Raw genomic sequence first — 13,678 nt, 5'->3', positions numbered from 1 at the left:
TGTGGGTTCCTGCCGCGGCCCGCGACGTTGTGCCGCGGTCAGACGAGTCCGAACGCGGAGGCACGTTCCACCGCCTCCAGTCGGCTGCGGGCGCCGAACTTCGACAGCAGGTGGCGTACGTGGTACTCGACGGTGTTCTCGGTGACGTGCAGGGCGTGGGCGATGTCCTGGTTGCGCAGGCCGCGCCGGAGCAGATCGAGGACTTCGTGCTCGCGCCGGGTGAGGTGCGGGGCGGGGCCGGTGGAACGTTCCTGGAGCAGTTGGAAGAAGCTGCGGTCGGTGACGTTGACTCCGAGTTCGTGAGCGATGCGGATCGCCTCGGCCGTGCGGTGCAGGTCGGCGGTGTCCTCCAGGTAGACCCGACAGCCGCGCCGCTGCCAGCGTTCGCAGCGGCGCCAGTCACGACGGGGGCCGAGGATCGCCAGCTTCAGGTCCTCCCGGATCGCCTTCGCCCGGGAGAAGGCGCGGTGGATCTCGCTGTCGTCGATCTGTTCACCCACCAGCATCCATTCGGCCTGGACGGCATGGATGGTGGCGGCCAACAGATCGGAGTCCGCGCACTGATGGATCTCCATTCTTCCCTGCAGGATGCTGCCCGAAGGTAATCGTTCGGCCGCCTTCCACCAGCCCACGAGCACCACCGCACATTCGTCTCTGTCCGTCGTCACACAATTCGGTGAAGACAATTCGAAGGCCATAATCCCTTCCGATACAGGAATGCGGGGACCGAGGCGGAAATAAAGACGATCACGGACGCGCATATGCAAGAGTCATGTAAACATACGAAGTGGGGCAACTGTCAAGCTTGTCTCAGTCGCGTGGTGGCCAGATTTCACTTCCCGACCCTCGGATTTCCGTGGATCCCTCCTAAGGAAATCCGTGGGATCCATGGATCGCGCGTCATGAATTCTCGCCGCGCGATGCGTTTTCCTGCGCCGCCATGGCTTCTCTGATCATCCCCAGCTCCTCCCGGATGCCCTCCAGCGCGTCGGCGATACGGCCGAGAGCGTCCGGCGCGGGGAGCTCGGGGGACGCGCGGGACGCGGGCGACTCGACGGGCCCCGGGGATGCGAAGGGCCTTGGGGATGCGAGCGGCGGCGCCGCCGCGACGGCGGAGGGCGCGCCCGCCCCGTCGGGCACCACGTATCCCGCAAGACCCATCAGTTCCCAGTAGTCCAGGCCGAGCACCTGGGCGAGCCGGTGCAGCACGCGCGGCGAAGGGGTGCCGACGTAGCCGCTCTCCAGCTTGAACAGGTAGCCCGACGAGATCTCGGCCTCCGCCGCCGCCGACTGCGTGGACCGGCCGCGCGCCTCGCGGGCCGCTCTGATCCGGTCCCCCATGCGCTGGGTCGGCCGGGGGATCTGTTGCTTGGTCACATTCACTATGGTAGTCACATTCACTATGGAGTACAAGCATCCGAAGACAACCCGCAGCACGGCGGCGCTCACCGTCGCGTCCCTGGCACTGGCCACCGACGCGCTCGTGTACGGCATGGCGGTGCCCCTGCTGCCGAAACTCACCTCCGACAACGGCGCCGAGCCACTCGACGTCGGCATCCTGTTCGCCGTCTACGCGGCCGCGCTCGTGGCCGCCACGCCCCTGGTCGGTGCCTGGGTGGACCGCCAGGGCAACCGTCGGCCCATGCTGGCCGGGGTGATCGGTCTGGCCGCGGCCACCCTGCTGTTCGCCTTCGCCCACGACACGACCCTGCTCCTTGTGGCGCGAGCGCTGCAGGGCGCCGCCGCCGGCGTGGTGTGGACGGCCGGCCTGTCCCTGATCGCGGCCACGCACGCACCGGCCGAGCGCGGCAGGGCCATGGGCATGGCCCTGTCCTCGTTCGCGGTGGGCATGCTGATCGGCCCACCCCTGGGCGGACTGCTGAGCGGCTGGTTCGACCCGCGCGCGCCCTTTCTGCTCGCCGCCGTGCTCGCCGTCGCCGATGGCGCGGCCCGCTGGTACCTCGTGCCGCGCGAGGGCGCCGTCGCCGCGGCGCGCGGCACGCTCTCTGAGATCCGCGGGCGTGCCGGTCTGGCCCTGGTGGCGCTCCTGACCGTGGCGGGCGCCGCGCTGCTGGCGTTCATGGAGCCCATCCTGCCGCTGCACCTGTTCACTACAGAGAATGCCGGTGTCGGCGCGGTCGGCCTGATCTTCGGCGCGGCCGGTGTCGCCGCCACGCTCGCCCCGCCCATCGCGGGGAGCCTGCTGCGCACGGTCGCGCCGGGCCGGGTCGCCGCGGGCGGCTGCGTGGTCGCCGCCGTCGCGATGCTCGCCCTGGGCTCGGTGCACGGCCTGATCGCGACCGCGGCCGCGCTCGCCGCGGTGACCATCGGCGCCTCGTTCGTCCTCACCCCGACCATCACCGTCATGTCGGAGATCGCCGAGGCGAAGCAACCACCGGCCTACGGCGCGGTGTACGCCCTCTATACGCTCGCTTACACGGGAGGGCTCACGATCGCCCCGCTCAGTGCCGGCTGGGCCATGCAAGGGCTGGGTTTCACCGGGGCCGCCCGAGTCGCGGCGGCTGCTGCGGTGCTGGTCGGCGCCGTACTCCTGAGCCGACACCGGCGCCGTCCGAAATCCTCGCCGGCCGGTGCGGAAACGCCGTCCGGATCAGAGAAATCCGCTTGACCGCTCGGATCACCGGGCCCGGCGGATCAATTTCTCAGAAGGTTTAACTACGGAATTCCGTGATGGTCTCCGCTCTCTTGGCTCTCGTAGTGTCGTTCGGGCCAGATCACCCGCGAACGAGGGGAGACGAATATGTTCGACATCGAGATCACGGTCGTCGACGAGCAGGTTTCCAGTCTCGAAGAGATCGGCATGGACGAGGGGTGTAGCAGCAGCTCTTCCTGCAGCTCGCTCGACATCTCCGACGTCGACTTCGAGTAGCGACAAGTCGTACGCCGTCAGCGGTCCGCGGCATCCGCCGCGGGCCGCGCACTTTGCCCACCGGAGAAAAGAACGCGCCAGAGAAGCGAGCGGAGGGTCATGCCCAAGCCATTCGACGTGGTCGTACGCGGCGGACGCTGGTTCGACGGCACCGGGGCGGCGTCCGCCGTGCGGGACCTGGGCATCGAGGACGGCGTGGTGACCGCCGTCTCGGCCCGCCCGCTGCACGCCCGCGAAGGCGGGCGGACGATCGACGCCCGGGGGCGCTGGGTCCTGCCGGGCCTTCTCGACATCCACACCCACTACGACGCCGAGGTCCTGCTCGACCCGGGACTCCGCGAGTCGGTACGGCACGGCGTCACCACCGTGGTGATGGGCAACTGCTCGCTGTCCACCGTGTACGCGACCGAGCTCGACTGCGCCGACCTGTTCTCGCGCGTCGAGGCCGTACCGTACGACTGCATCCTCGACGCGCTGACCGCGCACCGCTCCTGGGAGTCGGCCGAGGGCTATGTCGACGCGCTGGAGAAGCGGCCGCTCGGCCCGAACGTGGCGGCCTTCCTCGGCCACTCCGACCTGCGGGCGCACGTGATGGGGCTCGGCCGTTCCGTCGACCCGAAGGAACGGCCCACCGAGCGGGAACTGCGCCGGATGGAAGAGCTCGTGGCCGCGGCCCGCGCGGCGGGCCTGCTCGGTCTCTCCACCATGACGAGCCCCTTCTCGCGGCTGGCCGGGGACCGCTACCGCTCCGCCCGGCTGCCCTCGACCTACGCCTCGTGGGGCGAGTACCGGCGGCTGCACCGCACGCTGCGCCGCACCGGCGGCATCCTGCAGAGCGCCCCGAACCCGGCGATGCCGCTGAACACGCTGCTGTTCCTCGCCGCTGCGGCCGGCCGGGCCCGACCGGCGCTCAGAACCACCCTGTTGACCGCGATCGACCCGAAGGCCGCACCCGGCCTGGCCACCGCGCTGACCCGCACCACCGCCGTCACCAGTCGGCTGCTCGGCACGGACCTGCGCTGGCAGCACCTGCCGGTGCCGTTCGAGCTGTACTCCGACGGGATCGACCTGGTGGTGTTCGAGGAGTTCGGCGCGACCGCCGCCGCGCTGCACCTGCGCACCGAGGCGGAGCGACGCGCGCTGCTCCTCGACGACGGCTTCCGCGAACGGTTCCGGCGCGAATACCGGCGCCCCCTGCCACCCCGCGCCTGGCACCGCGACCTGTACGACGCCGAGATCGTCTCCTGCCCCGAACCCGGCCTCGCGGGCCGGAGTTTCGGCGCGGTCGCGGACGAACGCGGGCAGCACGTGGTGGACACCTTCCTCGACCTGGTCGCCGCGCACGGCACCGGGGTGCGCTGGCGGACCACGCTCGCGAACCACCGCCCGGCCGTCCTGGACCGCCTGGCGGCAAGCCCCGTCGTGCAGTTCGGGTTCGCCGACTCCGGCGCCCACCTGCGGAACATGGCGTTCTACAACGCGCCGCTGCGGCTGCTGAAGCGGGTGCGGGACGCCGAGCGCGCGGGCCGTCCGATCCTGTCCGCGGAGGCCGCCGTGCACCGGCTGACCGGGGAGCTCGGCGCCTGGTTCGGCCTGCCCGCGGGCACCCTGCGCGAAGGGGACCGGGCCGACCTGGTGGTCGTCGACCCGGCCGGCCTCGACGACGAACTGGCCGCCTACCACGAGGCGCCGGTGGCGGCGTACGGCGGTCTTTCCCGCATGGTCAACCGCAACGACGCCGCCGTGGACGCGGTCTGCGTCGCCGGCGAGGTGGTCTTCGAGGCGGGGAGGTTCGCGGACGGCTACGGCACCACCCGGGCCACCGGGCGGTTCCTGCGGCACGGCGAGGTCACGCGATGAGGGTCCTGGTGACCGGCGGGGGCGGCTTCCTGGGGGGAGCGGTGTGCGCGCAACTCGCCGCGCGCGGCGACAGCGTGCGCTCCTTCCAGCGTCACCACCAACCCGCCCTGGCGGAGCTCGGCGTCGAGCAGCACCTCGGCGATCTGCGCGACGCGGACGCCACCGCGCGAGCCGTCGAGGACCAGGACGCCGTGGTCCACTGTGCCGCGCTGGCCGGGACATGGGGCCCGGCTCGCACCTACTTCGCCGTCAACGTCACCGGCACCGCACACGTCCTGGACGCCTGTCGCTCCCGGGGCGTCGGGCGTCTGGTCCACTGCTCAAGCCCGGCGGTGGTGCACACGGGCGGCGACCTGGAGGGCGCCGACGAGTCGCTGCCGTACGCGGCCCGGTTCCTCGCGCCCTACCCGCAGAGCAAGGCGCTCGCCGAACGGCTGGTGCTGGGCGCGAACTCCGCGCACCTCGCCACGGTGGCGCTGCGCCCGCACATCGTGTGGGGGCCCGGCGACCCGCACTTCGTGCCCCGCCTCGCCGAGCAGGCGCGACGCGGCCGGCTGCGGCGGATCGGCGCGGCCACGAAGCGGATCGACACCGTCTACATCGACAACGCGGCCGACGCCCATCTGCTCGCCCTGGACCGGCTCGCCTACGGCGCTCCCCCCGCTGGGCGGGCGTACTTCATCACCCAGGACGACCCCCGCCCGGTCGGCGAGACCATCGACCAACTGCTGTGGGCGGCCGGAGTCGGGCCGGTGACGCGCGAACTGCCCGCGTGGGCGGCCCGCCCGCTGGCCGCCGCCCTGGAATACGGGGCGCGGGCCCTGCGGACGGGCGAGCCGCCGCTGACCCGCTTCCTGGCCAACCAGCTCACCACGGCCCACTGGTTCGACATCACCGCCGCCCGGCGCGACCTCGGCTACGAGCCCCGGGTCACGACGGACGAGGGGCTCCGGCGGCTGCGCGCCGCGCTGCACCGGGCGAGGTGTGCCGAATCCGGGGAGCGGCCGCCGAAGCACGCCCCGACCGCCGAGTGAGCGACCGCGCGGTGACCGAAGCCAAGGAGGAGGACCGGTGAAGGCTGTCCTGGAGAGCTTCCGTGTGGCCTGGTGGACGGCGGTGCTCGTCGTGGGGTTCGGGCTCGGGCGGCGGGACAGAGTACGGGCCGCACGGCTGCTGCGAAGGTATCTGCTGAGGATGGGGCCGCTCTACATCAAGGCCGGGCAGGTGCTTGGCACCCAGTCGGGGCTGCTGCCGCGTCAAGTGACCGAGCAGTTCCGGGAGTTCTTCGCACAGCTGCCGCCGATGCGGGACGCGGCACTGGAAAAGGTACTGCGGCGGGCGCTGCGGCGGCCGCCGGAGGAGGTGTTCGACTCCTTCGAGCGCACCCCGGTCGCCGCCGGTTCGGTGGCGCAGGTGCACCGGGCCGTCTTGAACGGGCGGGCCGTAGCGGTGAAGGTCGTGAAGGCGGGCGTACGCGGTCGCTTGGAGGCGGGCTCGGCGGTGATCGGCCGGCTCGCGGCGATCGCGCACCTGCTGCCCCGGCTGCGCGGCTACGACCTGCCCGGGCACTTCGGCGAGCTGCGGCCGCTGCTCGTCGGGCAGTGCGACCTGCTCCAGGAGGCCGCCCGGCAGCGGGAGATCGGCGAGAACTTCCGCAACCACCCGTTCGTAGGGGTGCCGTGGGTGCACGAGGAGTCCTACGGACCGGATCTGCTGGTCATGGAGTACGTGGACGGGGTGCCGGGCGACCGTGTGGACGAAGTGACGCTCGGGCGGCCGGAGTTGGCGGCGCGCCTTCAGGACGCCTTTTACTGCATGGTCTACTTCCACGGCGTCTTCCACGTGGACCCGCACCCCGGCAACATCCTCTTCCGCCCGGACGGCCGGATCGTGCTGCTCGACTTCGGGCTCGTCGGGCGGCTTTCCGAGGACGACAAGTGGGACCTCGCGTCCTTCTACTACGCGTGCATGCGCGGCGAGTGGGACCTGGCGGTGCGGCGCTTCACCCGTGCGTTCGCGGTGCACCCGCAGAAGGTGCTCGGCCACGGGGCGTACGAGGCGGAGCTCGGCGAGGTGCTGCGGCGGCACTTCGAGGAGGAGGCCTCGCGCTGGTCGACGCTGGCGTTCCTCGACGACGCGATCCGGCTGCTCGGCCGGCACGGCACGCGGATCACGACGACGTTCTCGGTGCTAGCCCTGTCCCTGCTGACCGGCGAGGGCTTCATCTCGGCCGTCGACCCGGACATCGACCTGTGGGCGACCACCCGCCGCTTCACGGGCCGCTTCTCGCCGTACCTGAACGACGACCTGCGCCAGGCCTTCCGCGCCGAGATCGCCGAGCGCTCCCCCCGCACGGCGGCCCTGCGGGAGGAGGCCGCCCGGCATCTGGTCGCGCCCACGCACTTCGACCGGTTCGTGCTGCCGAGCCCGTTCCCGCTGGCGGTCGCCGGGGCGACCGGCTCGCGGCTGCGGGACCTGGACGGCAACGAGTACATCGACCTGTCCGGCGGGTACGGGCCGCACATCCTCGGCTACGCGCACCCGGCGGTGGTGACGGCGATCCAGGAGGCGGCGGCCCGGGGCGCGGTCAACGCGATCGGCAACCCGGACGAGGTGCGCCTCGCCGCGCTGATCGCGGAGGCCTTCGGCGCCGACCACAAGGTGGTGCTCGCCAATTCGGGCACCGAGGCCGTGCAGATCGCCCTGCGGATCGCCCGCGCGTACACGGGCCGCCAGCAGGTAGCCAAGTTCGAGGGCCACTACCACGGGTTCTCCGACCAGGGCCTGGTCAGCTCCTGGTTCCGCTACCGCGGCGAGGCCGAGGCCCCCGAGCCGGTCGGCAACTGCGCCGGCATGCAGCAGACGGTGGTCGACGACACGCTCGTCCTCCAGTACGGCGAGCCGGCCTCGCTGCGCCGGATCGAGGCGTACGGCGACCGGCTCGCGTGTGTGATCGTCGAGCCGATGCCATCGGCGCTCGGCGATTTCGACGCGGCGTTCCTGCGGGAGCTGGCCCGGGTGTGTGCGGCGCACGGGGTCCTGGTCGTGCACGACGAGGTGGTGACCGGGTTCCGGGTCCATTACGGCGGGGTGCAGCACCTCGCCGGCGTGCGGCCCGACCTCACCTGCCTCGGCAAGATCATCGGCGGCGGCCTTCCGGCCGGGGCGGTGGTGGGCCGGGCGGATCTCGTCGACACCGCGCGCACCAGCGGGGACCCGTTCCGGGACGTCGACAGCCGGGCCTTCGCGGGCGGCACGATGAGCGGCAACTCCGTGACCTGTGCCGCGGGCGCGGCGACCTTGCGCGAGCTGCGCGACCGACCGGAGGTCTACTCCCGGCTGCGCGAGCGGACCGCGTGGCTGGTCGCCGACCTCACCGCGCAGGCCGCCGACTGCGGGGTGCCGTGCGCGGTGCGAGGCCGGGACTCGATCTTCTCGGTCGCCTTCGACCACGCCGCGCCGCACCGGGTCCGCGACCGTCTCGCGGGCCTGGACGTCACGGCCACGCTGGCACTCGCCTACCACATGCGCCGCTACGGGGTCTTCCTGCCGGAGCTGCACACGATGCTGCTCAGCGCCGCACACTCCGACAGCGATCTGGAACAGGTTTCGACGGCATTCGGCAAGAGCCTGCGCGACATGCTCTCGACCGGTTTTTTCGACGCTCATCAGAACTCTGGGGGGATCGAGTGAAATTCCTGGCGATCGAGCACAGCTTCCCGACCCGGGTGGTCACCAACGAGGAGGTGCAGGCGCGGGTCCGGGAGGCGAGCGCCCCGCATCTGTCCACGTCCGAACTGGCCACCGTGGAGAGCTTGGTCGAGGCGTGCTTCGCCTCCAGCGGCACCACCGTGCGCCGCCACCGGGCCCCGGGCGAGACGCCGAGCGGCCTGGCCGTGGACGCCGGGCGCCGGGCGCTCGCGTCGGCGGGCCTGGACCCGTGGGACGTCGATCTGCTGCTGTACGCGGGGATCGGCCGGGGCGTGATCGAGCCTGCCTCGGCGACCACGTTCCAGGATCTGCTGGGCCTGCGCCGGGCCAGCGCCTTCGACGTACTGGAGGCGTGCGCGAGCTGGGTGCGGGCCCTCCAGGTCGCGGACGCCTTCCTGCGCACCGGCCGCTACCGCACCATCATGATCGTGAACGCCGAGTTCGGGGCGGCCGACGTCTACCGCTACGAGCTGCGCTCGCTCGCGGAGTTCGCACACTGGCATCCGACGGTGACCCTGGGCGAGGCGGCCACCGCCACCATCGTCACCGCGCAGCCACCGGGCGAGGACGACGACGGATTCGACGCGGACTTCCGCACCCACGGCGAGGCGCGCGACCTGTGCTTCGTGCCGCTGCCCGGTTTCGACGCCTACTTCGCCAAGAAGCCGGCGGCCGCGGGCGAGCCGCGCCCGCTCCAGTTCGTGTCGTTCGGGCTGAGCCTGATGGAGTTCGGCACCCGCAAGCTGATCGAGCACTACCGGCAGGAGCCCCGGTTCGAGGAGTTCAAGGCGGACCTGGTCTTCGGGCACTCCGCGAGCGACGGGGCGAGCCGTCACGTCGTGACGGAGTGCGGCATCGACGCCGCGAAGTACCGCTTCCACCATGCCCGGCACGCCAACACGGTCGCGGCCGCGGTGCCGGTCAGCATGTCCGAGGCGTTGCGGGACGGCGAGTTGGCGGAGGGCGACCGGGTGCTGCTGCTCGTGGCCTCGGCGGGGATCACCACGGCGCTGGCCAGCTTCGTCTTCCACGGACCGCGAAGGGATGCGGCATGACCAAGAACATGATCTTCGAGCGGCTCGTCGAGACCGTTTCGGCCGTGGACGACGGCGTCGACACCTCGGTGCTCCGGCTCGACGAGACGCCCTTCCAGGCCTACGGGCTGAACTCGCTGAGCCAGTTGCGCGTCGGCGTCAGGCTCGCCGAAGTGTGCGGCGTGCCCTTCGAGGACAGCGACTCGCTGCTCGCGATGTCCCCACTGGACCTGGTGACCCTGGTCGAGCGACGGCTGGCAGGTGCGGCATGAACTTCCTGGACGCCGTCCGCGATGCCGTGCGGGACGCCGACCCCGGCAGCGGTGTGCACTTCTTGTCCCCCGGCAGGCCGGAGGTGTTCCTCTCGTACGACAGGTTCCTGCGCACCAGCGCGCTGCTCGGCCGCAAGCTGCCCGAGGACCGGGTGGTGGTGATCGCGGCCGATGATCAACTGCCCACGCTGCAGGCGTTCTTCGCCGCGCTGTGGGCCGGCGGGCGGCCGCTGATCCTGCCGTCGCCGCGCGCGCTCGGCGGCGAGGAGGCATTTCGCCGGCACATCGAGCGGACGCTCGCGATGTTCCCGCCGGGCCAGGCGGTCCTCGCACTTCAGGAGGGCCTGACCGAGACCGAGTTCCCGGACCCGGTGGTGATGCTGCCCCGCGAGGCCGACCGGTACGACGCCCTCGACTTCCTTCCCGCGACGGCCGGGCCCGGCGGTGACGCGGTCGCCTTCCTCCAGGCGACCAGCGCCTCCACCGGCGACTCCAAGCTCCTTGCCGTCTCGCACGCCAACGTCTGCGCCAATCTGCGCGCGCTGTACGTCTCCCTGCACGCCGGGCACGACGACCGGGTGGTGTCGTGGCTTCCGCTCTTCCACGACATGGGCCTGGTCGGCATGGGACTGCTGAGCTTCTTCCACGCCTGGCCGCTGTACATGATGAAGCCCACCGACTTCATCGTGCGCCCGCACCTGTGGGCGCAGGCACTCAGCACCTACCGGGGCACGATCACCGCAGCGCCGAACTTCGGCTACGACCACGCCTACCGGGCCGTCGACCCTTGCGAGTTGGAGGGCTGCGACCTGTCGGCGCTGCGCTGCGCGGTGATCGGCGCGGAGCCCATCCGGCTCACCACCATGGCCGGCTTCCACCGCGCCTACGCTCCCTACGGCCTCCGCGACGGCAGTCTGATCCCCAGCTACGGCATGGCCGAGTCGACGCTAGCCAGTTCCATGTGGACGCCGGGCGAGACCCCGCGCTACGTGGTCGTCGACCCGGTCGGCCTGGAGAGCGGTGCCTCGCTGCGGCTCCTCGGCGAAGGTCTCCTCGGCGAGGAGCCACCGGCGGGCCCGGGCATCCCGGTGTTCTCCGTGGGGCGGGCCCTCGACGGACTGACGGTCACGCTCGTCGACGAGGAGAGCCGCCCGGTCGAGGCGGAGGGCGTGCTCGGCGAGATCATCCTGCGCGGCACGAGCGTGGCCCTCGGCCGGCTCGACCCGGCGACCGGCAGCCCCGAGCCCTTCCCCGAAGGACTGCCCACCGGCGACCTGGGCTTCCGGCACCGGGACGAGCTGTTCGTCCTGGAGCGCCGCAAGCACGTCATCATCCGGCAGGGCCGCAACCACCTCGCCACGCTCCTTGAGGAGCAGGTCTCCCGCATCCTGGACCACCCCGCCCACGAGATCATCGTGTTCGAGGCCGACATCCACGACCCGGCGAGCGACATCACCGCGCTCGTGGAACACGACGGCGGAGCCCATGAACTGACAGCTCATCAGGCCAGGCAGCTGCGCCTGCTCGATCTTCCCATCGACGTCGTCCTGTTCGCCCGCCGCCGGGTCATCCCGCGGACCACCAGCGGAAAGAAGCGCTACCACACCACCCGGCAGCGGCTGTCCGACGGAAGCCTCAAGGCCGAGCGGACGCTGCGGACGCTGCTCGAACCGACGGCTCCGCATGGCCCGTCGCACCGCGCATGACGTACCCGTACACGAGATGAGGACGTTCCCTTGTCCGACCCACCCCGTGGCCCCTCCCCGCTGTATCGCTGGGGCGGGCTCATGGCCCGGTACCGCGTCGTGGTACTCGCCGCCTGGCTCGGTCTGCTGATCGCGTCGGCGCTGTTCTACCCGAGCGTGGAGTCACGGCTGGCCGCTCCCGACTACACGGTGCAGAGTTCGCAGTCCGGTCAGGCACAGCGGCTCATGGAGCGGCACTTCCCGGACGCGGGGGCGGAGCACGGCGTGGTCGTGTTCCGCTCCGCGCGCCTGACGGCCGACGATCCGGCGTACCGGCGCTCGGTCGAACACGTCCTGACCTCGCTGCCCGCCGACACCGTGCGGCCGACCGGGCCGTACGGCACGCCGGGGCAGATCTCGGCGGACGGGCATGCGGCGGTGGCGACCTTCCCGATGACGGGCAGCCTCTCTAAGCGCTCCGACCAGGCCGCGGATCTGCAACGCCGCATCCGGGAGGCGGCCGTGGGCCAGCCGGTGGAGGCCTACCTCACCGGGCCCTCGGCGCTCACCGACGACCTGTCGGCCGTCGAACTGCGCGACCAGTCCGTCGCCGAGGCCATCGGACTGCCGATCGCGCTGCTCGCCCTGCTGCTCGCGTTCGGCGTGCTGGTCGCAGCCCTTGTGCCGGTGATGATGGCGGTGGGCGCGGTCCTTGTGTGCACGGCGCTGCTCGGACTCCTCGCGGAGCCGCTGAGCCTGGACCGGTTCGTGACGGTGGTCGCGACGGTCATCGGCATCGGGATCGGCATCGACTACGCACTGTTCGTGACCAGCCGGTTCCGCGAAGAACTGGCCCGGCTCGGGGACGACAGGGCGGCCGTCAACACCTCGGTGTCGATCGCGCTGCGCACCTCGGGCCGGACCGTGCTGACCGCGGGTCTGATCGTCGGGGTGGCGCTCGGATCGATGGTCCTCATCCGGGGCCACATCTTCATGGAGATCGCGGTCGCGTCCGGCCTGATGGTCCTGTGCTGCCTGTTCACCTCGCTCACCGCGCTCCCGGCGCTGCTCGCGGTGCTGGGTCCGCGGGTGAACAAGGGCAGGCTGCCGCGCCGCCTGCGCATGGCCAACGACCGTGGCCGCTGGGCGAGTTGGGCCTCCACCGTGCTGCGCCACCCCTATCGCCTCGGCGTTCCTGCGCTGTGCCTGCTGGTGTTGCTGGCGACGCCGCTGGCCTCGATCAAGCTGGGCGTCGACTGGGGTCTCGCGTCCCTGACCGGCACCCCGTCGGGCAAGGGCCAGCGGATCGTCGCCTCGTCCTTCGGCCCGGGCGCGGTCGGCCCGGTGCAGGTCGTCGCCTGCGGGCCGGCCGCCGAGCCGGGGGTGGGACGGCTGGTCGCCGACGTCGGGAACGACCCGCGGATCGCCCAGCTGTTGCCCGTCGAGCGCTCGGGAGACTGCGCGAGCGTGCAGATCGTGACGACGAAGCGCGTCGACTCCCCCGAGGCCAGCACCTTCGTCCGCGACCTGCGGTCGGGTCCGGTGCGAACCGCGTTCACCGATTCCGGCACCGAGGTACGGGTGGGCGGGCTCAGCGCGCAGTACGTCGACCTGGCCGACGAGACCTCCGGCAAGCTGCCGCTGGTCGTACTCGTCATCCTGGTGCTGTCGTTCTGCTATCTGCTGGTGGTCTTCCGCAGCGTGCTCGTACCGCTCAAGGCGGTCCTGCTCAACCTGGTGGCGACGGCCGCCGCCCTCGGCTCGACCACCGTGATCTTCCAGTTCGGGTGGGGCGAGCACGTCCTCGGCTTCACCAGTTCGGGCACGCTCCAGGCGTACCTCCCGGTCGCCCTGTTCGCGGTCCTGTTCGGTCTTTCCATGGACTACGAGATCTTTCTCGTCAGCCGGATCATGGAGGAGCGGCTGCGCACCGGCAGCGACCGGGAGGCCGTCCCCGCGGGCCTGGCGCGCACGGCCGTGCAGATCACCACGGCCGCCGCCATCATGGTGATCGTCTTCGGCAGCCTGCTCTTCGCCCGGGTCCTCGAACTCAAGCAGTTCGGCTTCGGCCTGGCCTTCGCGATCCTGCTGGACGCCACCGTCGTACGGCTGTTGCTCGTCCCCGCGGTGATGGCCGTGGCGGGCGGCGCCAACTGGTGGCTGCCCCCCTGGCTGGGGCGGCGGCTTCCGGCCGTGTGGAAGGAATGACCTTCGCCGGGCTTCCCC

General features: G+C 71.5%; 11 protein-coding genes. 9 read left to right on the top strand and 2 right to left on the bottom strand.

The genetic code is table 11. From position 1 onward, the window contains the following. Nucleotides 1–38: 38 nt before the first annotated feature. Together ADK54_RS19385 and ADK54_RS19380 are read right to left on the bottom strand one after the other, a co-directional pair. Complete coding sequence (locus tag ADK54_RS19385; protein WP_053726924.1) at nucleotides 39–575, bottom strand: response regulator transcription factor; 537 nt, start codon at nucleotides 573–575, stop codon at nucleotides 39–41. Between the two features lie 325 nt (nucleotides 576–900). Next, nucleotides 901–1,377: a helix-turn-helix domain-containing protein gene (locus tag ADK54_RS19380; RefSeq protein ID WP_159047842.1), complete on the bottom strand. Its 477-nt coding sequence runs from the start codon at nucleotides 1,375–1,377 to the stop codon at nucleotides 901–903. A gap of 25 nt (nucleotides 1,378–1,402) precedes the next feature. On the opposite strand from ADK54_RS19380, the gene ADK54_RS19375 reads away from it, so the two are divergent. From ADK54_RS19375 to ADK54_RS19340, 9 genes are all read left to right on the top strand, one after another. Continuing rightward, nucleotides 1,403–2,629 (top strand): MFS transporter, encoded by a 1,227-nt coding sequence (locus ADK54_RS19375; protein ID WP_053726922.1) that lies wholly within the window; start codon nucleotides 1,403–1,405, stop codon nucleotides 2,627–2,629. Nucleotides 2,630–2,761: 132 nt separating this feature from the next. Beyond that, nucleotides 2,762–2,890 (top strand): hypothetical protein, encoded by a 129-nt coding sequence (locus tag ADK54_RS48305; RefSeq protein WP_267887021.1) that lies wholly within the window; start codon nucleotides 2,762–2,764, stop codon nucleotides 2,888–2,890. 99 nt (nucleotides 2,891–2,989) lie between these two features. Beyond that, nucleotides 2,990–4,750 carry an N-acyl-D-amino-acid deacylase family protein gene (locus ADK54_RS19370; protein WP_053726921.1) on the top strand — a complete coding sequence of 587 codons (1,761 nt, stop codon included), beginning with the start codon at nucleotides 2,990–2,992 and terminating at the stop codon, nucleotides 4,748–4,750. Further along, nucleotides 4,747–5,784: an NAD-dependent epimerase/dehydratase family protein gene (locus tag ADK54_RS19365; protein WP_053726920.1), complete on the top strand. Its 1,038-nt coding sequence runs from the start codon at nucleotides 4,747–4,749 to the stop codon at nucleotides 5,782–5,784. Before ADK54_RS19370 ends, ADK54_RS19365 begins: the two co-directional genes overlap by 4 nt. 37 nt (nucleotides 5,785–5,821) lie before the next feature. Then, nucleotides 5,822–8,443 (top strand): aminotransferase class III-fold pyridoxal phosphate-dependent enzyme, encoded by a 2,622-nt coding sequence (locus tag ADK54_RS19360; RefSeq protein WP_053726919.1) that lies wholly within the window; start codon nucleotides 5,822–5,824, stop codon nucleotides 8,441–8,443. Further along, a complete protein-coding gene (locus ADK54_RS19355) occupies nucleotides 8,440–9,516 on the top strand; it encodes a 3-oxoacyl-[acyl-carrier-protein] synthase III C-terminal domain-containing protein (RefSeq protein ID WP_053726918.1) in 1,077 nt (358 codons plus the stop codon). Before ADK54_RS19360 ends, ADK54_RS19355 begins: the two co-directional genes overlap by 4 nt. Further along, the gene (locus ADK54_RS46090; protein ID WP_053726917.1) at nucleotides 9,513–9,767 is read left to right on the top strand and encodes an acyl carrier protein; all 255 of its coding nucleotides are present in this window, start codon (nucleotides 9,513–9,515) and stop codon (nucleotides 9,765–9,767) included. Before ADK54_RS19355 ends, ADK54_RS46090 begins: the two co-directional genes overlap by 4 nt. Continuing rightward, nucleotides 9,764–11,473, top strand: coding sequence for an AMP-binding protein (locus ADK54_RS19345; RefSeq protein ID WP_053726916.1), 1,710 nt, complete (start codon nucleotides 9,764–9,766; stop codon nucleotides 11,471–11,473). Before ADK54_RS46090 ends, ADK54_RS19345 begins: the two co-directional genes overlap by 4 nt. A gap of 30 nt (nucleotides 11,474–11,503) precedes the next feature. Next, nucleotides 11,504–13,660 carry an MMPL family transporter gene (locus tag ADK54_RS19340; protein WP_063802012.1) on the top strand — a complete coding sequence of 719 codons (2,157 nt, stop codon included), beginning with the start codon at nucleotides 11,504–11,506 and terminating at the stop codon, nucleotides 13,658–13,660. Nucleotides 13,661–13,678 lie beyond the last annotated feature (18 nt).

The sequence above is a fragment of the Streptomyces sp. WM6378 genome, assembly GCF_001279695.1.
In the GTDB taxonomy this organism is placed as follows: Bacteria; Actinomycetota; Actinomycetes; order Streptomycetales; family Streptomycetaceae; genus Streptomyces.
This window is presented reverse-complemented; position numbering and strand designations above follow the sequence as displayed.